This is a genomic window from Vibrio sp. Isolate23 (assembly GCF_022398095.1).
Classification (GTDB): Bacteria; Pseudomonadota; Gammaproteobacteria; order Enterobacterales; family Vibrionaceae; genus Vibrio; species Vibrio coralliilyticus_A.
Genome location: NZ_JAKEUV010000001.1, coordinates 1383280 through 1409060, shown reverse-complemented (window position 1 = coordinate 1409060; position 25781 = coordinate 1383280). Strand labels below are relative to the sequence as shown.

The 25781-nt window shown below is 44.4% G+C and carries 22 protein-coding genes; 10 read left to right on the top strand and 12 right to left on the bottom strand.

Features of this window, described 5'->3' with window-relative positions:
- Window positions 1-112: 112 nt before the first annotated feature.
- The 4 genes from L1D31_RS06305 to L1D31_RS06290 all read left to right on the top strand — a co-directional run bounded on the left by L1D31_RS06305 (window position 113) and on the right by L1D31_RS06290 (window position 5517).
- Entirely contained in the window at window positions 113-3424 is a 3312-nt protein-coding gene (locus L1D31_RS06305) for an ATP-binding protein (RefSeq protein ID WP_239836196.1), read from the top strand.
- Window positions 3417-4124, top strand: coding sequence for a response regulator (locus tag L1D31_RS06300; protein ID WP_239836195.1), 708 nt, complete (start codon window positions 3417-3419; stop codon window positions 4122-4124). Before L1D31_RS06305 ends, L1D31_RS06300 begins: the two co-directional genes overlap by 8 nt.
- Before the next feature lie 227 nt (window positions 4125-4351).
- Window positions 4352-5053: a response regulator gene (locus L1D31_RS06295; RefSeq protein WP_239836194.1), complete on the top strand. Its 702-nt coding sequence runs from the start codon at window positions 4352-4354 to the stop codon at window positions 5051-5053.
- A gap of 122 nt (window positions 5054-5175) precedes the next feature.
- Entirely contained in the window at window positions 5176-5517 is a 342-nt protein-coding gene (locus tag L1D31_RS06290; protein ID WP_239836193.1) for a winged helix-turn-helix domain-containing protein, read from the top strand.
- A gap of 65 nt (window positions 5518-5582) precedes the next feature.
- On the opposite strand, the gene L1D31_RS06285 is transcribed toward L1D31_RS06290, so the two are convergent.
- From L1D31_RS06285 to L1D31_RS06265, 5 genes are all read right to left on the bottom strand, one after another.
- The gene (locus tag L1D31_RS06285; RefSeq protein ID WP_239836192.1) at window positions 5583-5768 is read right to left on the bottom strand and encodes a DUF1289 domain-containing protein; all 186 of its coding nucleotides are present in this window, start codon (window positions 5766-5768) and stop codon (window positions 5583-5585) included.
- Window positions 5769-5847: 79 nt separating this feature from the next.
- Window positions 5848-6708 carry a mechanosensitive ion channel family protein gene (locus L1D31_RS06280; RefSeq protein ID WP_239836191.1) on the bottom strand — a complete coding sequence of 287 codons (861 nt, stop codon included), beginning with the start codon at window positions 6706-6708 and terminating at the stop codon, window positions 5848-5850.
- Window positions 6709-6849: 141 nt separating this feature from the next.
- Window positions 6850-7317, bottom strand: a complete 468-nt coding sequence (locus tag L1D31_RS06275; RefSeq protein ID WP_239836190.1) for a DM13 domain-containing protein — start codon at window positions 7315-7317, stop codon at window positions 6850-6852.
- 79 nt (window positions 7318-7396) lie between these two features.
- Window positions 7397-8626, bottom strand: coding sequence for a peptidase T (gene pepT, locus L1D31_RS06270; RefSeq protein WP_239836189.1), 1230 nt, complete (start codon window positions 8624-8626; stop codon window positions 7397-7399).
- A gap of 173 nt (window positions 8627-8799) precedes the next feature.
- A complete protein-coding gene (locus L1D31_RS06265) occupies window positions 8800-10008 on the bottom strand; it encodes a NupC/NupG family nucleoside CNT transporter (RefSeq protein WP_239836188.1) in 1209 nt (402 codons plus the stop codon).
- A gap of 575 nt (window positions 10009-10583) precedes the next feature.
- Between L1D31_RS06265 and L1D31_RS06260 the strand changes: the two genes are divergently transcribed.
- Window positions 10584-11030 carry an exoribonuclease R gene (locus L1D31_RS06260; RefSeq protein ID WP_239836187.1) on the top strand — a complete coding sequence of 149 codons (447 nt, stop codon included), beginning with the start codon at window positions 10584-10586 and terminating at the stop codon, window positions 11028-11030.
- Window positions 11031-11185: 155 nt separating this feature from the next.
- Here L1D31_RS06260 and L1D31_RS06255 read toward each other — a convergent pair whose 3' ends face one another.
- From L1D31_RS06255 to L1D31_RS06245, 3 genes are all read right to left on the bottom strand, one after another.
- Entirely contained in the window at window positions 11186-11908 is a 723-nt protein-coding gene (locus tag L1D31_RS06255) for a carbonic anhydrase family protein (protein WP_239836186.1), read from the bottom strand.
- A 250-nt stretch (window positions 11909-12158) separates the two neighbouring features.
- Entirely contained in the window at window positions 12159-13190 is a 1032-nt protein-coding gene (gene tdh / locus L1D31_RS06250; RefSeq protein ID WP_239836185.1) for an L-threonine 3-dehydrogenase, read from the bottom strand.
- Window positions 13190-14386 (bottom strand): glycine C-acetyltransferase, encoded by a 1197-nt coding sequence (locus tag L1D31_RS06245; protein WP_239836184.1) that lies wholly within the window; start codon window positions 14384-14386, stop codon window positions 13190-13192. The genes tdh and L1D31_RS06245 overlap by 1 nt, the downstream gene beginning before the upstream one ends.
- A gap of 584 nt (window positions 14387-14970) precedes the next feature.
- Here L1D31_RS06245 and L1D31_RS06240 point away from each other — a divergent pair.
- Together L1D31_RS06240 and L1D31_RS06235 are read left to right on the top strand one after the other, a co-directional pair.
- Window positions 14971-15897 carry a LysR family transcriptional regulator gene (locus tag L1D31_RS06240; RefSeq protein WP_239836183.1) on the top strand — a complete coding sequence of 309 codons (927 nt, stop codon included), beginning with the start codon at window positions 14971-14973 and terminating at the stop codon, window positions 15895-15897.
- A gap of 11 nt (window positions 15898-15908) precedes the next feature.
- Complete coding sequence (locus L1D31_RS06235; protein ID WP_239836182.1) at window positions 15909-16295, top strand: VOC family protein; 387 nt, start codon at window positions 15909-15911, stop codon at window positions 16293-16295.
- A 113-nt stretch (window positions 16296-16408) separates the two neighbouring features.
- On the opposite strand, the gene creD is transcribed toward L1D31_RS06235, so the two are convergent.
- The 3 genes from creD to L1D31_RS06220 form a co-directional block, all read right to left on the bottom strand.
- On the bottom strand, window positions 16409-17755 hold the full coding sequence (gene creD / locus L1D31_RS06230) for a cell envelope integrity protein CreD (protein WP_239836181.1): 1347 nt from the start codon (window positions 17753-17755) through the stop codon (window positions 16409-16411).
- A gap of 73 nt (window positions 17756-17828) precedes the next feature.
- Complete coding sequence (gene creC, locus L1D31_RS06225; RefSeq protein ID WP_239836180.1) at window positions 17829-19268, bottom strand: two-component system sensor histidine kinase CreC; 1440 nt, start codon at window positions 19266-19268, stop codon at window positions 17829-17831.
- A 2-nt stretch (window positions 19269-19270) separates the two neighbouring features.
- Window positions 19271-19954, bottom strand: coding sequence for a response regulator (locus tag L1D31_RS06220; protein ID WP_239836179.1), 684 nt, complete (start codon window positions 19952-19954; stop codon window positions 19271-19273).
- Between the two features lie 465 nt (window positions 19955-20419).
- On the opposite strand from L1D31_RS06220, the gene L1D31_RS06215 reads away from it, so the two are divergent.
- The 3 genes from L1D31_RS06215 (at window position 20420) to L1D31_RS06205 (ending at window position 24698) form a co-directional block, all read left to right on the top strand.
- Window positions 20420-22654, top strand: coding sequence for a cytochrome c peroxidase (locus L1D31_RS06215; RefSeq protein ID WP_239836178.1), 2235 nt, complete (start codon window positions 20420-20422; stop codon window positions 22652-22654).
- Between the two features lie 83 nt (window positions 22655-22737).
- On the top strand, window positions 22738-23421 hold the full coding sequence (locus L1D31_RS06210) for a response regulator transcription factor (RefSeq protein WP_239836177.1): 684 nt from the start codon (window positions 22738-22740) through the stop codon (window positions 23419-23421).
- The gene (locus L1D31_RS06205; RefSeq protein ID WP_239836176.1) at window positions 23418-24698 is read left to right on the top strand and encodes a HAMP domain-containing sensor histidine kinase; all 1281 of its coding nucleotides are present in this window, start codon (window positions 23418-23420) and stop codon (window positions 24696-24698) included. The genes L1D31_RS06210 and L1D31_RS06205 overlap by 4 nt, the downstream gene beginning before the upstream one ends.
- A gap of 53 nt (window positions 24699-24751) precedes the next feature.
- Here the strand turns inward: L1D31_RS06205 and L1D31_RS06200 are convergent, their stop codons facing one another.
- Window positions 24752-25738, bottom strand: a complete 987-nt coding sequence (locus tag L1D31_RS06200; RefSeq protein ID WP_239836175.1) for an aldo/keto reductase — start codon at window positions 25736-25738, stop codon at window positions 24752-24754.
- Window positions 25739-25781: the final 43 nt, after the last annotated feature.

Genomic DNA, 25781 nt, shown 5'->3' with positions numbered 1-25781 from the left:
AATCCTACCAAATGCGCCAGCTCGTTCTATTATTATGTATATGATTTCATAAAAGACATCTCCAATATCATAATGGAGAGGCAGTAACACGAGCACATCAAGGTTGGCGCCTATGAAGAACCCGTTTACGTCATTACTGGCAGACAAACAGCCAAAGAAAGCATTACCACAACGTGATGACAGCATTAAGACCAGCATTTTAGATCTGCTATCTGATGGTATGGTGATATTTGATGGCCAAGTAGGCTCCAATGCCATTTTCTATGCCAACCCTGCTTTTCTCAAATACTACCAACTCCCTTCTAACCAAGTCATTGGCCGTAATATCATTGAATTTTTCTCACATTATCTCAGTGACGATCATATCGCTGGTCTTCATAGCGCAGTCCATGCAGCCACATCCCACACCAGTGAAATTTGTATCAATCAAGAAAAAAAGCAAGGTTGGCTACGTATCAACTTGGAAGCAATGAGAAAAAAAGGAGGCGGTAACCACTACCTCATTCTAAGCCAAACTGACATCAGCCAAATGAAACAAGTTCGTCAAGAGCTCAAAAAGTCTAATCGTAAGCTTCAACAGTTGGTCTCTAACCAAAATCAGCGCATCAATGAGCAAGAAGTCCAAATGGGGGTCATGTTCGAACAGGCCGTCGATAATATGCTGCTGCTCAACTCTGAATTGAGAATACTCGACGTCAATGACTCGGCACTCTCTCTTTTTGAGCATGACAAAACCTCTCTGCTTGGCTTGAACCTCACCTCGCTCCTTTATGAGTTTTCAGAAAACAGCATCGAAAGTAAGCTTTCCAGTGTGGAAATGTACCAAGAAGTGCCACTAGATGACGTCATAAAAGTCAATCGAACTAATGACGTTCTCAGCATGCTCGGTTCTGTTCGATACATAACAATGAAATCGCAAAAGTACATCGTTTTGGTTTTACGTGATATCAGTAAAGAGCAGATAGCTCAGAATGAACTCAGAAAAAGCCAAAGTGAGCTTGAGGAGGTAGTAAGGAGCCTAAATTTAGCAACTCAAGCTGGGGGGATAGGAATATGGAGCTGGGACTTTAAAAGCAATGAGCTCTCATGGGATGAACGTATGTACGAGATATATGGCGTAGACCCTGACAACTGTAAGAACAACTACGCTATGTGGCAAGAACGAGTATTAGAAGAAGATGTATACAGCGCCGAGGAAGCCCTTAACAAAGCCCGAGAAAACCTCACTCAATTTAACTCTGAATTCAGAATACAATTACCAGACGGGAATATACGCTGGGTTAAAGCCGCTGCAGATGTTCTCTTTGATCAGGATGGAACCACCCCTATTGGTATGGGTGGTGTTAACATTGACATCACGAAAGAAAAAAAGGCACAAGCTAATCTCAGGCAAGAAAGTGAAATCGCATTAGCCGCCAGTGAAGCAAAATCTATGTTCCTAGCGAACATGAGTCATGAAATACGAACTCCGATGAACGGTGTCGTCGGAATGTTGAGCCTTTTGAGTGAGTCAGAGCTTAACGGTGAGCAAAAGAGTATGGTCACCACCATCAAAGACTCCGCTCTTACCCTACTTCATATTATTAACGACATCCTAGATTTTTCTAAGATAGAAGCTGGTCAAATGTCTTTGGAAAGTGTCCCTGTTGAGCTGCAAAAACTCATCGAAAGGACACTAGATGTTCTCTGCTTACAGGCAAACAACAAGGGAATTGAGCTTTATCTCACCTATGATGCCAGCCTACCGAAAGTCATCATGAGTGACAGTGTTAGGCTCAGTCAGGTGTTACTCAACCTAGTTGGTAATGCCGTCAAATTCACCGATAGCACGGACGAAATGAAAGGTAAGGTGTGGGTGTCTGCAACTCTTAACCAGCATGAAATCGCGCCCTACGTCGAAATCATCATTGAAGACAATGGAATTGGTATGACTGAGGAGCAGGTTGAAAAACTATTCAAAGCCTTTAGTCAGGCAGACACCAGTACTACTCGACTCTATGGTGGAACGGGGTTAGGCCTCTCTATCACCCGCTCCCTATTAGAAATGATGGGAGGCGATATCAAGGTAGACAGCAGGTTTGGTGTGGGTAGCCGGTTCTCTGTGGAACTTCCTTTCATAGAAGTAGAAGAAGGCCCTCAAGACCCAACGCCAAACTATGTTAATGGCTCCAGAATCCTTTTCGTCACCAATGATCAAAACATTTCTACCTTCTGTGATATCAATCTTGCAAACTTTCGTTGTAAAACCAATTGCGTTGCCACCATTCAAAGAGCGATTTCCGTACTCGACTACGCAAGTAATGCCGGTGCGACCATCGATCTCATTATCATTGGCCCTGATCTCTATCATTATTATGAAGAAAAACCACTGTCTGAGTTCAGATCACCTCTGCTGGATACACAAAAATTCATCTTTCTAACTCGTAATCCAACCGCAGAATCTGGCTTAACCAAACCTAACAGCTATGTAATGCCATGTACGCCTTTTAAGCCAAGCGAGCTCACTACCGCTATCGGTGTCATGCGAGGCCTTATCAGTTGTGAAAAAAACATCAAACAACTTGAGAATGACACCAATAAAGGCATTCCCAAAAGCAAAACAGGCGTCATTTTAGTTGTCGATGATCAACCCACCAACCGAGATGTTATTCAAAGACAGCTCAGCCACCTCGGTTACCAATGTGAAATGGCCGTGCATGGACAAGAAGCCCTCCACAAGTGGAAGCATGGACAATTTGATTTGATATTGACGGATTGCCACATGCCGGTAATGGATGGTTATGAACTGGCGAATCAAATCAGGAACATAGAACGTCAAGACAAGAATCGAGGCCATACGCCAATCGTCGCCATTACCGCCAACGCGATGGTTGAGGCTTCGGAGCAATGTATCGCATCAGGGATGGACGATTATTTGACCAAACCAGTTGAGCTAAAAACTCTCGATCAAGCAATAGAGAACTGGATGAAGCTCTCCCCTATCCCACTGGGGGATAAATCTGCCAATCAACCTGAGACTGCGCCAGAAAATACCGAAATCCCCGTAGAAAAATCAGAGCAAGCCCCTATCAGTATGTCTACTTTGGAGCAGCTTTTAGGCACTAAAGAGATATCGGTTGTTGGCCCTTTACTAGAAGGCTACTGGGAGTCCGTTAATGAAGATATAGAAAAAGTAGAGCTTGCAGTGACTGAGCAAAGCGATAAAGAACTTCAACAAATTGCCCATGCTGCAAAGGGAGCCGCCCGCTCTGCGGGAGCTGATGAACTCGCCAATACATTTGAGATCTTACAAAAAACAGCACATCAAAAAAACTGGTTAGAACTATCGAACACTTTAAACGACGCCAAAGCAGAACTGATACGCTTAAAGAACTACCTAATTGAGCATTCAATCATCGAAGATACGGAAGTGATTTATGAGTAACTATGACCCAGCCGATTTTACGATTCTTATCGTTGAAGATCACAAGTTCTCTCGCCAAGCGCTCGTAGGGATGCTAGTGAGAGGTGGTTACGAAAACTTACTCTGCGCTAAAGACGGCATGCAAGCCATGAAAAAATGCGCAGAGAACAAAATTGATTTAATTATCACAGACATCAACATGCCCAATATTAATGGACTGGAGTTGATTAAAACCATAAGAACCAACCAAGCAAAAATTGCCTGTGACACACGAATTATCGCTGTCACAACCCTGTCTGATACCTCCACTATTTCAGCTTGTATGGCGATGGAAGTCGATGCTTTTCTAGTCAAACCCATCAATATAAAGTCGGCACAAGAAAAAATTCAAAGTGCAATATCAGAGCCTAAGCGTTTATATCAACAACACTTTTACCAAGAGGTCGATACCCACATTGACTTAACTCCTCAAGAAAATCCGCAAGAAACAACACAGCGTATCCGGTCTATAGACAGTCGTGTACGCGAACTGTCACAGCTTTCGGAACTCAAAGAAGGTATGACCCTAGTTTATGATATTAATGCCGTCTCGGGTGGTTGCTTGCTTCGGGCTGGCACTGTGCTTAACAAAAAGCTCATTTTACGCTTATTTGAGCTCAGTAAAATTGTTGATACAAATAGCATCGTGGTTAGAGAAGACAAAACACAGATGGCCGTCTAAACCACTTTCTCAGATTAAGAATCAAACTGAGAACACCTCAAACTTTCCAATATTGAGAGACAAATTAGGGTTAAATTCTAGCATCCAACCTATTTAACAAGTAAATATATCATTGATTTAAAAAAGAAATAATCAGGTGAAGTTGAACAATCAATAATTGGTTCGATATTTGCAGAACTCGTATAATTCGAGCAACGCTACTCTCATATCGTTACAAGGAGAGGTTTATGACAACATTCGAACCTAGAATATTTACCATTCTTGTTGTAGAAGACAATAACTTGTCTCGCAAATCACTCATTGGCATGCTGTTTAAAAGTGGTTACGAAAACATTCTGAGCGCAGCAGACGGCCAAAGTGCAATAGAAAAAATAGCACAAAGCCATATTGATTTGGTCATCACGGATATCAATATGCCTCATATTAACGGATTAGAATTAATTAAAGCTATTCGTATGGGGAATACTAAAGCCCCGCCAGAAACCAGTATTATCGCTGTTACAGCGCTCTCAGACACCAAAACAATCTCAACCTGCATGCGTTTCGAAATCGACGCATTTCTGTCAAAACCGATTAAAGTCAAAGACACCCGAGAGCAAATCGAGCAAGCGATCACCGCACACTCAGAATTGTACCAACAGCATCAATACCATGATGTCGTAACCGACATTAATCGAGAATCCTCGAATGCGATAACACCTCATGCTACAACGAATTCCAACCAATTTATTACACTCACGAGCCTGGCTGAGCTACAAGCAGGAATGACGTTAGCAGGCGATATATTTGCAAATAATGGCGGGTGTTTATTGAAAGCGGGAACATTACTCGATAGCCGCCTAGTGAATCGGCTCAAAGAGCTCAGCTTAATCATTGACAAGCACCCAATTCGAGTTCAATTGGAAGATATGCAACCGGAAGGTGTCTGAATCTAGCAGACATCTATCCACTCGCAAAACCCTACTAACAGGACTGCTTTTTTTGTTGCACCAGAAAAAAACCATCAGTATATTCAATCGCGATTTGACGATTATCGATTAGTATCACTCATATGACTAACCAATGTAACTTAGCAAACCAGCGAGCATTCTCAACAACAGATGCTGAAATTGCACTAGAAACTGCATTTGCTCTCCAAGCAAAAGCACTTTCTCACCCTGCCCGCGTTAGAATTCTTAAGATTCTAGTAACATTGGATAACCTTGGAGGCTGCCTAAACTGTGATCTGGTATCGCAGTTAGAACTGGCACAATCAACCGTATCTGAGCATTTACGTATTCTAAAACAAGCTGAGCTTATTATTGCAGAGCCGAATCCCCCTAAGGTGTGTTATAGAATCAATCGCCATGCCATCGCAGATTTTGAGCATGTATTTAATCATCTCTTTAATTGAATGCCTTAGCGATTAAGCGCTCAGCTCATGCAAACTTTTCATACTGATCTCATCAATATCGGGCGCTACCGACTTCTTTTCTTTCTGCGTTCTGCACAACTTACTAGCACAGCGCGTTTTTCCTCATCCGTATAAGAGCGCCACTCCAATATCTCATTGAGCGTTCGAAAACACCCTAAGCAAATGTCATCACCATCAAGGCAGCAATTTCTCACACAAGGGATGGGCACCTTTTCAACGACAGTCTTCATCTTCACCCTCTCATGTTAACACTAGCGGTTGAAGATAGAGCTGTCGAATAGAAGCGTTTTAGGCACAAAAAAGAGAGCCTCAGCTCTCTTTCTCCTCGTCTTTCTTTGGCAGGAACCTCTCTTCATAGAGTTCCATAAAGTCTTTTCTGATTTCCTGTTCTAGATGAGTCGCCTTATCAGTCGGGCAAAAAATCATGAAATGAACCACTTGCTCCCCTGTCGCGCCGCTATTGATATGGATATGAGGTTCTGCCCCCGGCAAATCAACACCAGCGTGCTTCTCGATCATGGCGTTATAACGTGTTGCAACATCGCTGAAATAATGGCAATGCTCTTCGATTTTCTCGATCATTATCGGCACTAGTGGATACAAATTGACAAACTCAGCCAAAACAATCGAAAAATTATGATAAACATAGCGCTTCATGAAGTTGAGGTTTTTCACCGGATAAGTAAAAAACATACTATTGGGGAGGGTCGCGGTTTTCCCCGTGTAGTGGTACTGGCCATGGTGGAGATCGATTTCCTGAATGACAGTAGCCATCATGTTGTGCTCAATCACTTCACCACAGAGCTTACCAACTTCAATCCAATCACCAACTCGAAATGAACGAGAACTGGCTCTTTGAATTGATCCGGTAAAACATAAAATAATTTCTTTGGATGCCACAACTATCGCCACGGCAATCGCCGTTACCGAAAGAGCGAATTCATTGATCTCAGACTTCCACAGAATGAAAAGTAGCAGAACGGTCACGGCAAATGCACCATTCTTGGTGCGTGACATCCAGTTACGTTGTTTCTCAGACACAAAGGCAACATCGCCACGTATCTTCGATAAAATGATGCGGCGGATTACGACTACACATACCATAATCAGCGCTGTGAAAATGAATTTATGAGTCAGAAGAAAATCGATGACAACTTGCACTTTCTCCATTCTCGGCTCCTGTTTTTGTTATATAAGAAAGGGGCAAACGCCCCTCATAGAAATCTATACATGCTCAATAATAACTTCCCATACTTGTTGAGAAGGATCCAGTTTACATTGCTATAAATACAGGCTATGTGCTGTGAGACACTATTTAAAACGCGCAGAGGTGATAAATTCACCAAAGGTTTCACACCAAACTATCACCGTATTATATTCTGCTAAACTCACATCACTCGGTAAATCGAGAGTAAAACGGTCAAACGTCTTCACGTCACCGACTTTCACCATGGTCTGTTTTTGTTGATTAAAGTCAGCTTCGGTTTCGACAAACTGTGGCGATAAATAAAGCTTATAATCCGGCCCCGGAGCTAATTCACCAACAAAAGCGATTTTGTCCTGACTGATAGACACTGATCCTTCGCCCCAATGCAAAAAATCACTGTCTTTCCTATCACGCTGGAAGGTCGCCGTATAAACGGCATTGTTAGTGACATTCTCTACTGAGCTCATCGAAGGTGAATCAGGCTGGATGAGTATAGGTAAGGCATAGATGCCAATTGCAAAACCAACACCACCACACATAAGATGTGTAAACAGTAAAAAAATCCTTTTCATCCCTGAAACCTCTGTTTATCGAGCATACTCTAATAAATGTACACGATAATCAATGAGATAACAGGAATATATCAAGATTTTATCTGTAACTCAGTGCGGTTCTTTCTGACAAGGTCATAATGACTTTAACGGCCTGCTCCATAGCCTCAATACTGATAAACTCATGAATTCCATGAAAATTATAGCCACCAGTGAAGAGATTAGGACAAGGTAACCCCATGAATGACAACCTTGCACCGTCGGTACCACCGCGAATTGGCTTAACGTTTGGTTCGATATCACAGGCGATCATCGCTTGTTTTGCTAGCTCTATGATATGAGGGTGTGGCTCAACCATCTCCTTCATATTGAAGTAGCTGTCTGTCAGTTTAAGCTCTACTCGACCTTTGGTTAGCGTTTCATTGAGCTCGTTCACTTTGCTCTGCATAAACGCCTTGCGTTGCTCAAGTCCATCACGTTCAAAATCCCGAATGATATAACCTAACTCGCAACGTGCAACGGCCATTTCCGCAGATTTCAAATGGTAGAAGCCTTGATATCCTTCCGTTGTCTCTGGCGTTTCATCAGTAGGCATCATCAACAGGAACTGAGCAGCAATGTTCATGGCATTCACCATTTTATTTTTTGCCGTTCCTGGGTGTACGTTGACACCATGGCAAATGACATCGGCACTGGCTGCGTTAAAGTTCTCATACTCCAGTTCACCAGCAGGACCACCATCAATCGTATATGCCCATTGCGCGCCGAATTTCTTCACATCAAACAAGTCCGCTCCACGACCAATTTCTTCATCTGGTGTAAACCCAATACAAATATCACCATGTGGAATACTCGGGTTCGCTTGCAATTCAGCGATAGCGGAAATAATTTCAGCGATGCCCGCTTTGTTATCCGCACCGAGAAGTGTTGTACCGTCTGTGGTGATAAGGTTGTGCCCATGAAGTCGGTGCAGCTCGGGGTACTGAATAGGAGAAAGCACTTCATCCCCCTTACCAAGAGCAATGTCCCCTCCCTGATAGTCTTCAACAATCTGAGGCTTGACATTTTTTCCTGACGCATCAGGTGCGGTATCCATATGAGCGACAAAACCTATCGCAGGGACATCATAATCGACATTACTTGGCAGTTTCGCCATCAAATACCCATTTTCATCAAGCGAAACATCACTTAACCCCAGTTCTATTAACTCTTGTTGCAAAAACTGGGCGAACGTTCTCTGTCCTTCACTACTTGGACATTTGGAACTTGAAGGATTGGATTGTGTGTTAAAAGTTACGTAGCGCAAAAAACGTTGAATCAGTTCATTCATAGCGGTATCTCTTATTATTGTTGGAAATATCCCAGACGGGATGCTCCCATCCTACGCCTACAACAAATCGAAACGTTGCTATAAATCAGTTTTGGCTCAAATAGATAAGTAAAGCCCAGCTTCATGAACTGGGCTTTGTACTTCTTTTATAGATTTTAGAATCTAGCGATGGGTTAAAGTAGAATGAAAATCCCCGCTAGGCATGCACTCATTAGGTTCGCCAGTGTACCAGCAAGTACTGCTTTTATGCCTAAATTAGCCACTTCAGAGCGGCGCTCTGGCGCAATCACACCAATAGAGCCAAGCTGAATAGCAATCGAACCTATGTTGGCAAAGCCACACAGTGCAAATGTGACGATCACTTGAGTGTGTTCAGAGAGCAGCGCTTTGTGCTCGACAAAGTCGATGAAAGCCACAAACTCATTCATGACAATTTTCTGGCCAATGTAAGAGCCCGCCATCAACATCTCATTTGCCGGAACACCAATTACCCATGCCAGAGGAGAAAACAGGTAACCGAACAGCGTTTGCAGCGTCAGTCCGCTAAAGCCCGCCACGTCGCCCAAACTTTCTAGGCCCGTGTTGACCATGGCAATCACGCTCACGAACGCAATCAACATGGTACCGACAGCAACGGCAACCTTCATACCATTCATTGCACCACTTGCTAGGGCATCAATCACATTGCTGTCTTGCGCTTTGTCCATCTCAATATCAGATTGGTCAATTGGTGTTTCACGCTCAGGCACAATGATCTTTGCCATCATCAGACTGCCTGGTGCGGCCATAAAGCTCGCGGCAATTAAGTACTTCAGCTCAACGCCTAATCCGGCATACCCACCCAGCACACTACCAGCCACAGAGGCCATCCCACCGGCCATCACAGCGAACAGTTCAGAGCGAGTCATACGCGAAAGGAAAGGTCGAACAAGAAGTGGAGACTCACCTTGAGATAGGAAAATGTTACCGGTAGCAACCAAAGACTCAGCTTTACTCGTCCCTAGGAACTTTTGGATACCACCACCGATAAACTCGATAACCTTTTGCATAATACCAAGATAATAAAGTGCAGAAATTAACGCACTAAAGAAAATGATGATAGGAAGAACACGAACCGCAAAGATAAATCCTGTATTGGCTAAATCACCAAATAAGAACCCAATACCTTCATCAGCAAAGCCTAATAGGCTAGAAACACCATTACTTAAACTGATGAGTGCGGTTTGTCCCCAAGGGAAGTACAAGACTAAAGCGGCAAAACCGACCTGAAGTAACAAAGCGCGAGAGACTGTTTTCCAGTTGATTGCTTTGCGACTCTCTGACAACAACACAGCACACAATAATAGTGTCGCAACACCGATTAATCCGAATAGGACATTCATTAAAGATAACCTCTACAAGCATTGAAAAGTAGCTGGTCCGGTCCGTGGGGTCATTCACCATTCCATGTGACGGCTTGTATTGGTAGAGCTGTTGCTCTTAACCGGGCGGAAAGTATAGCGAACATAATGAGATATTCATCACATATTTTCACGCAAACGTTCAAGTGCTCAATCTATAAGCAATACTTTCACCCCTGATAAGATTGACTAGGGAAACTAGCAGCAAATGTACAAAATGTGCATTTTGTTGCTATGAAATAATGAACCAAGATCACAATAACTAATATGTAACCAAATTCATTTGCGTAAAAAGTTTGGCAATTCACGATTTGCCATCTAGGTTTATAAAAGTATCAACTAACGTACTAGTGGCAAAAGAATTCTCTAACAACGTCAGCAAGCTAATAACGCAAACACAACTGCATATTGCCCCACCGTTTGGTGGGGCTATTTTATTTGGAGCAATTTAGAGCGCTGATTGGGAGCTTCATGTTAAGCAGTAACTCAATTAGAGCTAGATTTATGCCACTAGCGGTATAGAATAATCGCCCCTTTAACAGATGCCAGAGATCACCATGCAACGCGATTACACCCTCTCATCCCTACAAGCTACCCCAAGAGAAGAGCTGGAAGAACTGAGTCTACGAATGATCCACCGCCTGATCGCAGAAGAATCGATGACGGAGCTGTTTACGTTCGATGTCGATGAGACGGAATCCGAAGACAAACTGCAAGAGGCGCAGTTTGATGCCATGTTGAGGATGAGTGCGATCGCTTTGAGTGAACTGCCAGCCCTTTTCAGCGAATCAGACAATCAACAGCAAAATACGCTACGCATGCAACGCTTACTGCTTTGGCATTTCTATTCGGTTTCGTTTCACCTTGAACAGGCAATACCTCTTGAAGTCCATTGTCAACATGTGGAAGTGCTACTTAAACAAGCCCCAACCAACGCATTAGAGTGGGTCACAACGTTAACCGACTTACTGCGCCAATACGCGGCCATTAGCCAAAGTCGCTAATTCGAACTCGGTAGAACTGCGATCACCCAACCTCACATCATTGTGAGAATCGCCACTGGGATACTGAGTGTGAAAGGGAAGCAAAAACCAGACTAAGGGCTGTCAGTGCTGGTTCACAGCCGCTGAAAAGGCCGGGATGTCCCGGCCTGACTATTTTAATCGTTAGTGAGAACGACACGAGCATTCTGTTTCTGAATTGGGCGGTTGTTGTTACCCATCACCATCTGCATTTGCTTTGCCTGTTCCGTCGTTAAGGTTTGCGCAGATTTAAGCACAAACCAGCGTACGCCTTCAGAACAAGGTGGCGTCGTCAGAGAGCCATTAAAGCGGTAATACTCCCCCGTTGCAGGCAACATATCTTTTACCGCAAACGGCGTTTGTAGCCTCACGGTTTGACCGGGTTCAGGCATGGTCGCCGTCAACTGTGTGATCTGGTTGTTTTCCCCTGGTGCTGCGTTATACATCACAGCAACAACCGCTAGGTTGCCATCTTTATCCGCATTGACAAAATGCGCTTCCAAGGGAAAGTGTTGACCACGAATATGGTTTTCTGAAGGCGTATGGAAGTGGAACTGCGCCAGATTAAACTCAACTCCATCTACTGTCACGGCGTTGTTCCCCTCAACAACCGCTTGAAGTGTATGTCCGTTATTCGTCAGCCCAGTCACCATACCCTGATATTCAATGTTGAGTGGCATCAGCTCCGCGTCAACCACATCCTTGATATCAATCGGGCTTTGGTTTTTACCAGTGGCACACTCTTTGGCAACATCTCCCCAATGTTCAGGCCCTTTATCCCCTTTGTAGCCCCATTCAGAGGCCTGAACCGTTCCCGCCATCGCAATCATCAAACTTGCGGCAATCAATGTGTTTTTCATGTTATTTCCTTATTATCGTCACCAACGGAAGATCGGCCACCATCATAAGTCGATGACCAAATTCATGAGTAGTAGGAAAACTTTGATTACCTGCGAATTTTGGAACCGGATACAAAAAAGTGAAAGTTTCTTTTTTGTCAATTTCACTGGAGGCTGTCGATGTTTGACTAACATTGCCAGTTTGATCTTGCCCTACAAAAAAGGCGACAGTTTAACCTGTCGCCTTTTACTATTCAGAATCTAGATTCCATTATTCCCAGTCGAGAACCACTTTACCTGATTGACCGCTACGCATTGCGTCAAAGCCTTTTTGGAAATCGTCAATCTTGTAATGGTGAGTGATGATTGGCGTCAAGTCTAAGCCCGATTGAATCAATGATGCCATCTTGTACCAAGTTTCGAACATCTCACGGCCGTAGATACCTTTAATCACCAGACCTTTGAAGATCACTTGGTTCCAGTCGATACCCATGTCTGATGGCGGAATGCCCAGCAGTGCAATTCGGCCGCCGTGGTTCATTGTCTTCAGCATGGTGCTGAATGCCGCCTGAACACCTGACATTTCAAGGCCCACATCAAAACCTTCCGTCATGCCCAGTTCTTCCATTACGTCTTCAAGCTTTTCTTCCGCAACGTTGACTGCGCGCGTCACACCCATTTTACGTGCGAGCTCAAGACGGTATTCGTTCACGTCTGTAATCACAACGTGACGAGCACCTACGTGCTTAGCAACTGCCGCCGCCATGATACCGATTGGGCCAGCGCCTGTGATCAGTACGTCTTCACCCACAAGGTCGAAAGACAGTGCCGTGTGTACAGCATTGCCGAACGGGTCAAAGATTGATGCTAGATCGTCTGAGATACCTTCAGGGATCTTGAACGCGTTAAACGCTGGAATCACTAGGTATTCAGCGAATGCCCCTTCACGGTTTACACCCACACCAATAGTATTACGACATAGGTGAGTGCGGCCGCCACGACAGTTACGACAGTGACCACAAGTGATGTGGCCTTCGCCAGAAACACGGTCACCGATTTCGAATCCGCGAACTTCCTGACCAATAGCAACCACTTCACCCACGTATTCATGACCAACGACCATAGGAACAGGAATCGTGTTCTGAGACCACTCATCCCAGTTGTAGATATGAACGTCTGTACCACAAATCGCGGTTTTCTTAATTTTGATCAGAATGTCGTTATGGCCAACTTTCGGTTTTTCAACCTCAGTCATCCAGATGCCTTCTTCAGGCTTTAGCTTAGATAGCGCTTTAATTTTCATTACTTAATGATCTCCATGTCACGACCCACTTCGATGAAGGCATCAATGGCGCGATCAAGTTGCTCGCGCGAGTGTGCCGCCGACATTTGTGTACGAATACGTGCTTGGCCTTTTGGTACGACTGGGAAAGAGAAGCCAATAACATAAATGCCTTTTTCTAGGGAGCGCTCTGCAAACTCAGCCGCAACTTTCGCATCACCAAGCATGATTGGAATGATCGCGTGGTCAGCGCCACCCATAGTGAAACCAGCGGCTTCCATACGAGTGCGGAAATGTGCTGCGTTTTCCCAAAGACGGTCACGTAGGTCACCACTTTGCTCAAGAAGATCAAGAACTCGGATAGAAGCATTAACGATCGCTGGTGCTACCGAGTTTGAAAACAGATATGGACGAGAACGCTGACGTAGCCAATCAATCACTTCTGCTTTACCTGAAGTATAGCCCCCTGATGCGCCGCCCATGGCTTTACCTAACGTGCCTGTGATGATGTCGATACGCTCAACCACATCGTGGTACTCGTGAGTACCTGCGCCTGTTTTACCCATGAAACCCACCGCGTGAGAGTCATCGACCATAGTCAGTGCGCCGTACTTGTCAGCAAGGTCACAGATAGCTGGCAGGTTAGCTACTACGCCGTCCATTGAGAATACGCCGTCTGTAACGATAAGGATGTTACGAGCGCCCTCTTCTTTAGCCGCAATTAGCTGCTGCTCAAGCTCTTCCATGTTGTTGTTTGAGTAACGGAAGCGCATTGCTTTACACAGGCGAACACCATCGATGATTGAAGCGTGGTTAAGCGCGTCAGAGATGATCGCGTCTTCTTTGCCCAGAATCGTTTCGAACAAACCAGCGTTAGCGTCAAAACAGGAGGTGTATAGAATTGTGTCTTCTTTACCAAGGAACGTAGAAAGCTTTTGCTCCAGCTCTTTGTGAATATCTTGAGTACCACAAATGAAACGAACAGACGCCATACCAAAGCCGTGCTTATCCATGCCCGCTTTACCCGCTTCAATTAGCTCAGGGTGGTTAGCTAGGCCAAGGTAATTGTTAGCACAGAAGTTAAGTACTTCTTCGCCTGTAGAGATTTTGACAGCCGCTTGCTGTTGAGAAGTGATAACGCGCTCTGACTTGTAAAGACCTTCAGCCTTTACTTCTTCAATCTGTTGTTTGATCTGTTCGTAGAATGCAGAAGACATTTCAAATTCCTTCCTAGTTATTATGTTAAGCACATTGCTTATTCATCACCTTCGTTTTTTCGAAGGCGTAAAAAGTTGCCCTAAGTGTAATTCAAGCACGTCACTTTCATTATCCCATCAGGTGGAAAAACATTCATGAATCACAGGCACAAATAAGGATTTTTTATGATAAAAGTCACAGTACATCTTTCCGATTAGATATAAAATTGCTGTCTAACAGTAATCAAGATTAGACACTTATGGATGTATAGGTGGATAAATATAGTGTGCTGTGTAGCTATGGGAATGCATTAAAGACTGTAAGAAACAAAAACAGGCGTTGGTTACTTCGACCTACCCGCCTGTTTTGGTGACATAAATGAACACACGTGTTACTTTTCTAACACTAAGGTGACTATGGTGAGCAATGCGACTGCGAATGCGGCCAGCAAGATATCTTGCATCATTGATCCCAAGTCAAGAAGAAAACCTGGTTCTTGCACTTTGAGTACCTCTTGCTGTTTAACATTTGACCACCCTATCGATACAACAAATTATTAACAACCGATTTAATTCTCAATTTAAAGACATATCACGGTTTCAACTTGGTTAATTCAAAACTTATCGCTTTGCTCCCAGATCTTGCATCCTTCATTTTGATCGTTGATGAAGGTAGCTTTACAGCCGCAGCCAAAAAGCTCGAAGTGACCCCTTCAGCACTGAGTAAATTGATCACTCGGCTTGAGTTTGCACTATCTGCAAAGTTGTTCGAGCGTACCACCCGAAAACTGGTGATCACGCCGACAGGACAGCAGGTATACGATCAAGCGATCGTGATGGTAAACGCCGCCCAGCAAGCTTGGGAACTTTCAACCACTGATCACAAACAAGCAACAGGCTCTCTTACCATTGCAGCGCCAGAGGCCTTTCTCAACTCTGTTTTGCAGCCTTTTGTCGTGCCTTTCTTAAAACAGTACCCAGACATTCAGCTCAAATTGCGGGTGGCTGATGGTGAGATCGACCTACTCAGAGACGGGATCGATGTCGCCTTCAAACTCACCGATAGACCCGATGAAAACTTGGTGCTTAAAGAAATTGGTAAAACGAATCTGGTGCTTTGTGCAAGTCCCGCATACATCGAACGGCGCGGGATGCCCTTACACCCTACCGACCTACAACAGCATGATTGCCTATATCTAGCTGAAACAGAACGAGATAACATCTGGGACTTCTTCAAAGACGACGAATTCCATTCAATGACGGTGTCAGGTCGCTATGCAGTAAACCACTCTCAAATGAGACTCACTGGAGTAAAAAACGCACTAGGGATCGGCATATTTCACGACTTTGTTATTGCAGAAGCCATTGAAAAACAACAGGTTGTGCCTGTACTCCCTGATTGGACCATCAAAAGTAATTACCATGGTGCCATCGCCATGCAGTACCCGCAAACCAAATACATGCCCGCTCGTCTGCGTGTTTTTATCGACTACATTAGCCAAGCGTTAGGCGATAAACTCGCCAGCCATTAACGAGAACTCCTATGTTTAATACAATTCATCACGTAGCGATTATTTGCTCTGATTACCCAGTGTCTAAGCAGTTTTATACTGAGGTGTTGAGGCTGAAGGTCTTGGCAGAAAATTATCGAGAGGAGAGAGATTCTTACAAACTCGATTTAGAACTCCCAGACGGTTCGCAAATTGAGTTGTTCAGCTTTCCCAGTGCACCGAAAAGGCCAAGTTTCCCAGAAGCACAAGGCCTACGTCATTTAGCTTTTGCGGTAGATAGCGTTGAAGAAGTCAAAACATACCTAGAAGGTAGAGGGGTTGCCGTCGAAGCCGTACGTATTGATGAGTTCACAGGCAGGGCCTTTACCTTCTTTCAGGATCCAGATGGTTTACCACTGGAAATTTATCAGACTGAGTAAATCTTTGTTATCGCCGATTAGTCATGCTGAATCCACAGAACCTTTGCTCAAGAGACCAGATAAACACTTTCTCAAGCAAACTGCGTCGTACTCGCTTTTTAATCGGCTTAGTATCACTCATTCTGCGCTTCTCCTCTAGCTTGTGGTGGCTGTACAACTTTTTTACTGCGTTGATACCAATCGACTTTTCTGGTCATAACCATAACGAAAGCTAGGATCACAAAGCACAATGCTGTCCCCATCAGGAGTGCGTAACTTTCTGCCTCAAGTAACCCGAAGAGTAATCCGTATAGACACAATAAACTCGCACCAAATACTGCCCCCTGTCTGGTGTTGTCTAGCATACCGCTGACGTAGACACTCAAAAGGCTGGTCGAAGCCAAAACAGAAATGACGTAAGCCCAGTTAAAACCAGTATGTTCACTGAGTGAGATCAGTAATAGATAGAACAGCGCCAAAGCAAGGCCAACACAACCATATTGAACAGGGTGAACAGGGCGAGCCTGAAACAATTCAAGCAAGAAGAAGCTGGCAAATACTAAGGTGATGACAAGAAGAGAGTAATTAATAGTACGGTGTGATTTAAGGTAATGATCAACCGGGTCAATGAGGTCAACCCCCATTTGGCGTTGCTCTAACTCATCACAAGACGAGGCTTCTTCCATGCAGTTCTTAAACAGTTGCGTAATATTGGATGAAAAGTTGCTGCTGGCCCATTTTGCACTAAAGCCTGATTCAGACACATCCGACGCTACTGGCAGATAGTCACCGATAAAACTCGGGTGTGGCCATTTTGATGACAGCGTTACTGAGGTGGTATTCCCAATTGGTGTGACTTGAAGTTTCCCCATCCCCTGTAATAAAAAACTCAGATTAAAATCAAGAGATTGGTTAGGATCTAAATGAACCAAATCAAGTGAAGTATGAAAACCTTGAGCCAGTTGTTTAATACCTGTACCCGGCACTACATTAAATGTCTTACTGCCCAGCTTTATTGCATCTAACTTAACTAAGCCGCGGCTATCTTTAATACCAACCACCATAGTTACTTTTTTGATCTGATATTGCTTAAGCTTATTTAGCAACGAAAGATCGAACGATCCTTTGAGCGCACTTTGCGCTTTGTATAAGCGAGCTTTGTAGATGCCTCTATATTTCTCGAAGCTGTCTAAATGAGCTGTCATATCAAAAGTATCTGGCAAAATGTAAGCCTGACGCTCAACCGTATAAGTCCGTTCTTCACTGCTAACCGTTTCAGTGAAGTCTACCGCGATGAATGGACCGATAATACGTTGCTCACCACTGCTACTGCGTGCGATTTCCTCTCTAACTTCTTGCTGACGGTAAGCGCGCTCGGAAACAAGGCCACTCACCATAGAAACCGGGATTTGTAATAAGACAAACAAAAGCAGCACAAAGCCAAACTTCATGCCAAACTGATTATTAAAGATTTTTTTCATCTGTTTTCTCCTTAACTGATGTGGCTAATGTAAAACAACCACTTGGAGAAGAGATGGAGGGTTTATGGAGTTTTTATGGATAAGGAAAGCTCAAAGTGACTTTAACACCTTGGCCGACATTCTCAATCAGCAATGAACCCTTATGCAGTTTGGCAACTTGCTCAACAAAATTCAGCCCAAGCCCAGTACTTTTCACGCCATTTTGGCGAGCAAGAGAATAAAATCGCTCAGTAAGCCTTGGCATCGCGTAATCTGGAATACGTGGCCCGTCATTAGATATCGACAAAGCAACTCGAGCAGCTGATTGTGAGTAACACCAACGAATCGCGCCATTGCAATCCACAAAATCCAGTGCATTATCCATAAGGTTGAACAGGGCCTGCTGGAACATAAAGCGATCACCAACGATCTCAAAATCAGACTTTATAACGACTTCACATGTGACTCCTTTAGCATTGAGTCGAGCATCCGAGGCCGCTAAAATCTCATTAAGTATAGTGTTGATGTTGATCGGTTCCTGCTTATCCAAATGTGGTTGCTTCTCTAGTCGAGCCAACTCCAATAGTTTGTCTACCAAAGACTGCATCCTATCGCTCTCGCGCTCGATGTTTGTCGCAAAACGCGCCACTTTTTCATCGGATAACGGCATCTGTAATATTTCGCTTGCTCCCTTAATCGCTGAAAGCGGGCTTTTGAGTTCATGCGTCAATGTTTGCACATACTCTTCGACATACTGCTTACCATCGAGTTGATTACGCATGTTTTCTAATGCGTTACTCAACGTCTCATATTCATAAAACACGCGAAAGCTTGGTTTAGTGACCTTCTCTCCTTGACCCATTTTTACCGCGTAATTTTCCAACTTATTCAGCGCCGAGTGAATACGCCATGCGAACAAAGCCCCAGCAAGCAATACTAACCCGCTCATCCACACCATCCAAAACAAGACATTTCGCTTCGACAGGTCAATAAATGGCTGAACCGAACGATTGGATTTAGCCACCGTCACGCTGCCAATAATTTCACCCTTATGATAAATAGGGGCTGCGACATGCATCACTGTTGACAGAGGATCATCTGGATCTTCAGCAGTACTTCTCGCCCCGTATTGGCCACGTAACGTGAGATAGACATCGTTCCATCTCGAATAATCTTCTCCGACATCCTGTTGCCACGAGTCCGCAATCACAACCCCATTTTTGTCTGTGATGTAAATGCGATGATTGATCGCTTTCTTACCGATTTCCCAGATACGAGCTTTGGGCTCTCTTAAGCCATATGCAGTAAGAAGTGTTGAGAATCGACTCTCTGAAATTTGGCCATTCGCCACGTCTTCTTCCGCAAGCACAGCCAAGAGGTTGGCCATATCCACCAGCGTTTCTTCGGTCGTTTGTCGAACCGTCGGTTTAAGCTCCTGAATCACCGTAGTGCTCACGGTATAGGCCGTCAGACCGACAAGAACAAAATACAAAAAGAACAGTCTTAATCCGAGTGGGATCTTAGGCCATTGCATCGTTACTCATCCGTTTGTTCGTAGTAGTAACCGAAACCACGCTTGGTGCAAATACGATCATTCATGGCAAAGGGCTTGAGCTTGTTGCGTATCGCTTTAATGTGAGAATCGATATTACGCTCATAAGACGTATGCGGTGTCATATCAGCCGCTTGCATCAATTGCTCACGGCTTAAAACACGACTGGATACAGCAATAAGTTTGCTTAAGATCTTAAACTCAACGGCAGTCAAACCTAATGATTGGTCACCAACGCTGTAATCAAAGTTGTCCGCTTTTAACTCACTCTCATGTTCTTTCGGCGGTTGGTCTAAGGTGAAGCGTGATTTGATACGCAGCTTGATTCGTGCCAGCATTTCTCTTGGGCTAAAAGGTTTAGTGACATAGTCATCGGCACCAATCTCTAACCCCACCACACGATCGATTTCCTCATGTCTCGCAGTCAGAAAAATAATCGGCACATCAGAAAACTCTCGAATGGATTTACAAAGTTCAAATCCATTCCCATCCGGTAAGCCAACATCAAGCACTACTAACGCTGGCTCGCTCTGCTTGATGAAGGCCAACCCTTCTCTCGCGGTTGAAAACCATGCAGTCTGATAGCCATCCATTTCGATAACATGAATTAAGTTTTCGGCAATGGCTGGTTCATCCTCAATAATGACGATCGTTGTTTTATCGCTCAATGTGCTAACTCCGTACAACCGTATTTCTGTTATATGACGAATATATAATTACAGACAATCATTGATGTGAATAGCTTAAAGGCCAAAGAAGCGCATAGGCCAAGTCACTTGGCCCATTTCAATCAAGTCATAAATGGTGAAAAACACAGCACAGATAACCGCCAACTTCAAAAGACGATAAACGATGAACATAAACACTTCCTCAAGCGTGAAAAAAGCCGCCAATGCGGCTTACAAAGCAACTAGCAACAAGGCTACGTTATACCTTTTACTTATTGAGATTTCGAGCATTAAGCTCAAAACCTTTCCTACTCGAGTTAGATTACATTTCACCACTAATCATGATATGCATCAAGATTAATAATTTTACTCCATCCAAGACAATTTGATTTCGTCCGTTTTAACCGTTTTTTAACCCTCGCCTTCCTAGTATCCCATCTATTACTGCACACAAGGAAGAAAGCGATGAAAAAGCAAGCGTGTTTATTCGCCCTGACGTTGGGGCTAGCATCCCAAACAATGGCGATCCCTATCCCCGATGATCTGGATACAGAACTACGTAAACTGATTGAGCAACACAGCCTGACTGGGGAGCCCAACAAAGGTTTTGAGATACCCAGTGTGGATTCAGAAGAAGTAAAACTAGGTAAACTGTTATTTTTCTCCAAAGCACTGAGTGGCAATAAAGACGTCGCTTGTGCCAGCTGTCATCACCCCTACCTTGGTGGTGGAGACGGGTTATCACTTCCAGTCGGTACACTGGCTGAAAATGAAGATGTACTGGGTCCAGGCCGAAAAACGACGACTGGCCAATTCTACGTAGCACGCAACACTCCAACGATCTTCAATGCAGGTTTATACAAACGCAGTTTGTTTCGTGATGCACGCGTAGAGTTTGTTGATTGGCTTGATCCCTCAAAAGGGATCAGCACCCCCGATGTGGCGTTTGGTGAAGCTGACCCAAACGCAGGTGATACCTTGTTAGCAGCTCAAGCTCGCTTTCCACCGGTCACAGCCTCTGAAATGCGCGGTTTTGATTTCATGCAGGATGCCTCTAATCAAGCTGTAAGAGCACATCTCGCGTCAAGAGTTGGCGACTATGGTGACGCGAAAGGCGAATTGTTTCGCAATCACTGGGTAGAAAAATTTTCATCCGTTTACGGGGAAGACAAATCACCTCAAGAGCTTGTGACGTTTGCCAACATTACCCGAGCACTCTCTGCGTACCAACAATCAATGAATTTTACCGACAATGCTTGGAACCGATACGTAAAAGGGGATTTATCTGCGCTCACCCTTTCACAAAAGCGCGGTGCATACCTATATCTCTACATGCCGCCCCCTCCGTCTGATGGTGGTAATGAGCCAGACTTCTTACCCACCCAATGTATTGGTTGCCATAACACGGACACCTTTAGCCAAACAAAAGATTCAAACTATCATCGCCTTGCCTTCCCACAAATTGGCCCCGGAACTGGAGAACCAGGAATGGAAACCAATGACTTAGGCCGTGCCCATCGTAATGAAAGTGAAGACGACATTTATAGTTTTCGCTCTGGTACGCTATTAAACATCGAAGTCACCGGACCATTCGGCCATGCTGGAAGTTACGATACACTCGAACAAGTAATTGATCATTATGATGATTATCATCAGATACTCGATCAGTACATCGATGAGCTAGGCTGGTGTGAACAACCGCAGTTTAAAGACATTGAACATTGCAATAGTCTGTTCCCAGAGACAAGAGAGAATACAGATAAAGCCGCCAAAATCATTGATGATGAAATTGCCGATGGTGCCCCTGTGCTACAAAAACTCAACTTGTCAGATCAATCGAAAACCGATTTGGTTAACTTTATGAAAGCACTCACCGACCCTTGTGTGAAAAGCGCAGAGTGCCTGCAAGCTTGGCTTCCTCAGCCGGAGGAGTCAGATCCTGATGGGCTTCAACTGCAAGCAATCAACTATCAGGGGGTACCTCTTTACCTGCCTTCCAAGTGTTCGGAAGGTGAAACCCTACAATCCGGTGAAAAGCTAACAAGAGATCAAGGCGAGTGTATCACTGGTTTAACTGAACACTTTTATTTTGATGTTCAGAGAGATAACACCACTGTCTACCTGAGCAGTCGCGATGGTCAGGGTGATCTTAAACTCTACTATCACCCAACAACTTGGGCATCTGAGGAAAATGCGTTAGCTGAATCAGTGGGAGAAGGCACAGAACAAGTCCTGATCATCACCCTAAATCGGGGACGCCACTACCTAAGTGCCATCTCACAACAGGGGTACCAAGGGGTATCTATCGCATTGGGTGAACACCAAGCAAATAAAGAACCCGGAGAGCAGCCTAAAGTCATCTCAGACCAGTGTGCTGTTTCTGCTCCTATCTCCTTTAGCGAATTGCAGAGTGGTTCTCCCGTCTGTACTGCACAAGGTGACAACTATTATTTCATCAAGGTCACCCAACCCAACAGTACTCTGGAAGTTAGAACACAACACGGTAGCGGTAATACGGATTTGTATGTCAGTCCTTATTGGCCAAGTATCAACCAATTTGAGTTTTCTTCTCAAAACCTTGGTAGTAGTGAGTACATCAGAATTGACTCTCCACCTCCCGGTTGGTACTTCATCCTAGCGGCTGGCGATGGAATCAATCATGGTACATCGATACAACTTGATGTCTCCAAACAAAGATAACTCGCTTTCTCAAGAAAAGGGAACATTGTTGCCAAGCCATCACTGGCTTGGCTTTACTTCTATTGGATTTCACTAAGGTGCCCATGATCCACACAATATTGGTTGAAGACGATACTCGGCTAGCAGGCAATATCATAGATTTTCTTGAACTGGAAAACATTACATGTGATTTCGCCAGTAATGGTATTACAGCCCTCAACCTGATAGAAAATAATGATTATCAGGTTATTATTCTGGATATAAATCTCCCACGACTTGATGGCTTTAGCGTATGCGAACAGCTTCGCTCTCAAGGAATCGGGGTTCCAATTATTATGTTAACTGCCCGAAGTCAACTTGAAGACAAGCTGACAGGATTTAAGGTTGGCACTGATGACTATCTCGTAAAGCCCTTTGCAATGGCAGAATTAGTGGCAAGAACGAAAGCACTGGTGAATAGAAAAAGCGGTCAACTCACTCAGTTCAAGGCGGGAAACATAATGTTTAACTCGCAAGAAAAACAAGCGTATGTTGATAATCAACCGCTCAAGCTCCCTCCGACAAGCTTGACTATCTTAGAGCAATTAATGCGTGCTTACCCGCACTCAGTCACTCGTCAATCTCTTAATTTGGCGATCTGGGATGACCGATTGCCCAACAGTGACTCCCTTAAAGTCCACATACATCACCTGCGTAAGGCATTAGCTTGTCATAACAGTTCGGCCTCCATCATTTCTATCAATCGACAAGGCTTCAAGTTACAAATTACAGAGTTGGAGACCCCATGATCAGCGAGATACCAAGCTTAAAACGTTATACTCTGATCGTGCTTCTCACCTCCGCTGTTATATTGGTAACACTGATGTCCACGCTATGGATGCTTCATTTTTTTAGCAGTCAAGACAACATGATTAAGGGCGCTCTACTCGAAGTAGCCCATAGGAGCGAATCAGACCATCTTGAGGCAAATCATCGATTCTTAAAAGCCAGCAATTGGCATGACCTACCTATCGAGATTCGCCGTCATTTCACTCGTGAACAACTCATTCCAGATCGACTCTACCAAAAGTCAGATCGAGACAGCCTGTTCTCTAGGCCAACCGAGTCCGTGTTTTTGATCTCCCTAGCAAGGCCCAATGGAGAAATCCATTATGCTGCCCATCATTTCAAAGAGCCTCCGAACATCCCCGCCCCACACTGGTTCACATCACCTGAAGTTCAAGCAGTTTTTCTTGGACTTTGCGCATTGAGTTTCTTTTTCATGGTATTGCTAATGTTTATGAACTCAGTCACTAAACCGATTAAAGAACTGTATGGCTGGGCTAGAGAGCTGGATGCCCAAAATTTAAGTGCCGCACCGCCAGGGTTCCGATACAAAGAGCTGAATACACTCGCTCAAATTATCCTCGATAGCGTACGTAAAACGAATGCCTCACTTGAGCGAGAACAGGAGTTTGTTCAGTATGCTAGCCATGAGCTACGTACACCGATTGCCGTTATTCGTAGTAGTGTGGAACTAATGGAAAAAGTCGAACAGCAATGGGAGGTAAAGAGTCATCGCGCAATGCAGAGAATTAAGGATGCCAGCCATTGCATGGCTGAACTCTGCAATACGTTGTTATGGCTAAATAAAGCCGAAGATTCTCAGCTATCCACTCAACCCGTGGATCTATCATCGCTACTCCATTCAGAAATGGAGAACCTGAGCTATCTGACACAAGGAAAAAGCATTGAAGTGCAAATCCGTACTGACAGTTATGAGGTCAACCTACCCTACGCGGCTGTACAAATGATAATCGCTAACCTATTGCGTAATGCTGTGCAACACACACATGAAGGTATGATTACTATTGATCAGCGTCAGGGAACCGTTCAGATCATTAACCGAGAACGGCAAGAAGATCATGAATATTATGCGGAGCACTCAGGTTTTGGGCTAGGTCTCATATTGGTGAAGCGTTTATGTCAGCAACTGGGGTGGAGTTTCAGTTTTGAAAAGAGGCACGATCAATGCTGTGCCTCTTTGTTTATCGAAAAACCGAACTTTAGACTAGCTAACAGATAAGCAATTAGAGCGCCTGAAGGCTAAACAAGGCTGGTACACTGATAAAATTCCCCTTACGCGTTCACACCCTTCATGCCTTCAGGGGTGTAACGCTCACCTACTGGCTTAAAACCATCGATGGCTTTTTCCAGGATAGACTCGTCCTGAGGTGTTAGCCTCACATTCACCGAACCAAGATTATCTTCCAAGTATTTCAGTTGCTTAGTCCCTGGAATAGGCACAATATCGTCCCCTTGCGCGAGTAACCAAGCCAAGGCGATCTGTGCGGGCGAACACGCCTTCTCCATCGCTAAGTACTTCACCGCATCGGATAAAGGTTGATTAGCCTTTAAGTTTTCAGACGTGAAGCGTGGCAGCGCTTTACGAGCATCGTTGTGGGAGAAATCCTTTTCTGACTGGATACATCCAGTCAGAAAACCACGCCCTAACGGCGAATATGGTACAAATCCAATACCGAGTTCACGACAAGTAGGTAGTACCTCAGCTTCAACATCTCGAGTCCAAAGTGAATATTCCGTCTGAACTGCCGTAACTGGATGAATTGCATTAGCTCTTCTCAGGGTATTTGCACTTACCTCGGAAAGCCCAATATGTGCAATTTTTCCTGCTGAAACCAACTCACTTAGCGTCTCCATTGTCGTTTCAATAGAAGCCTTGGGATCCAAGCGGTGAATGTAATAGAGATCAATACACTCGACACCGAGTCGACGCAGTGACCCTTCACACGCTTGGCGAATATACTCGGGGCTATTATCAATACGTCGTTTGTATTCTCCTGGCTCCCTTACGATGCCGCACTTGGTGGCAACTTTGATATTTTTGTCTTTAGTCCGTAAGAATCGGCCAATCAATTCCTCGTTGTGATGGTCCCCATAAGTATCCGCTGTGTCCAAGAATGTACACCCGAGATCGATTGCCTTATTAAGTACTTGTAATGATTCTTGATCATTTCTTGGCCCATAAAATTCGCTCATTCCCATGCACCCTAGCCCGATCGCTGATACTTCTAAGCCATTTCCCAAGATACGTTTTTCCATCATCTAATTTCCTTGGTTTGTTGTATTGTTCACAGTATGATTTCCC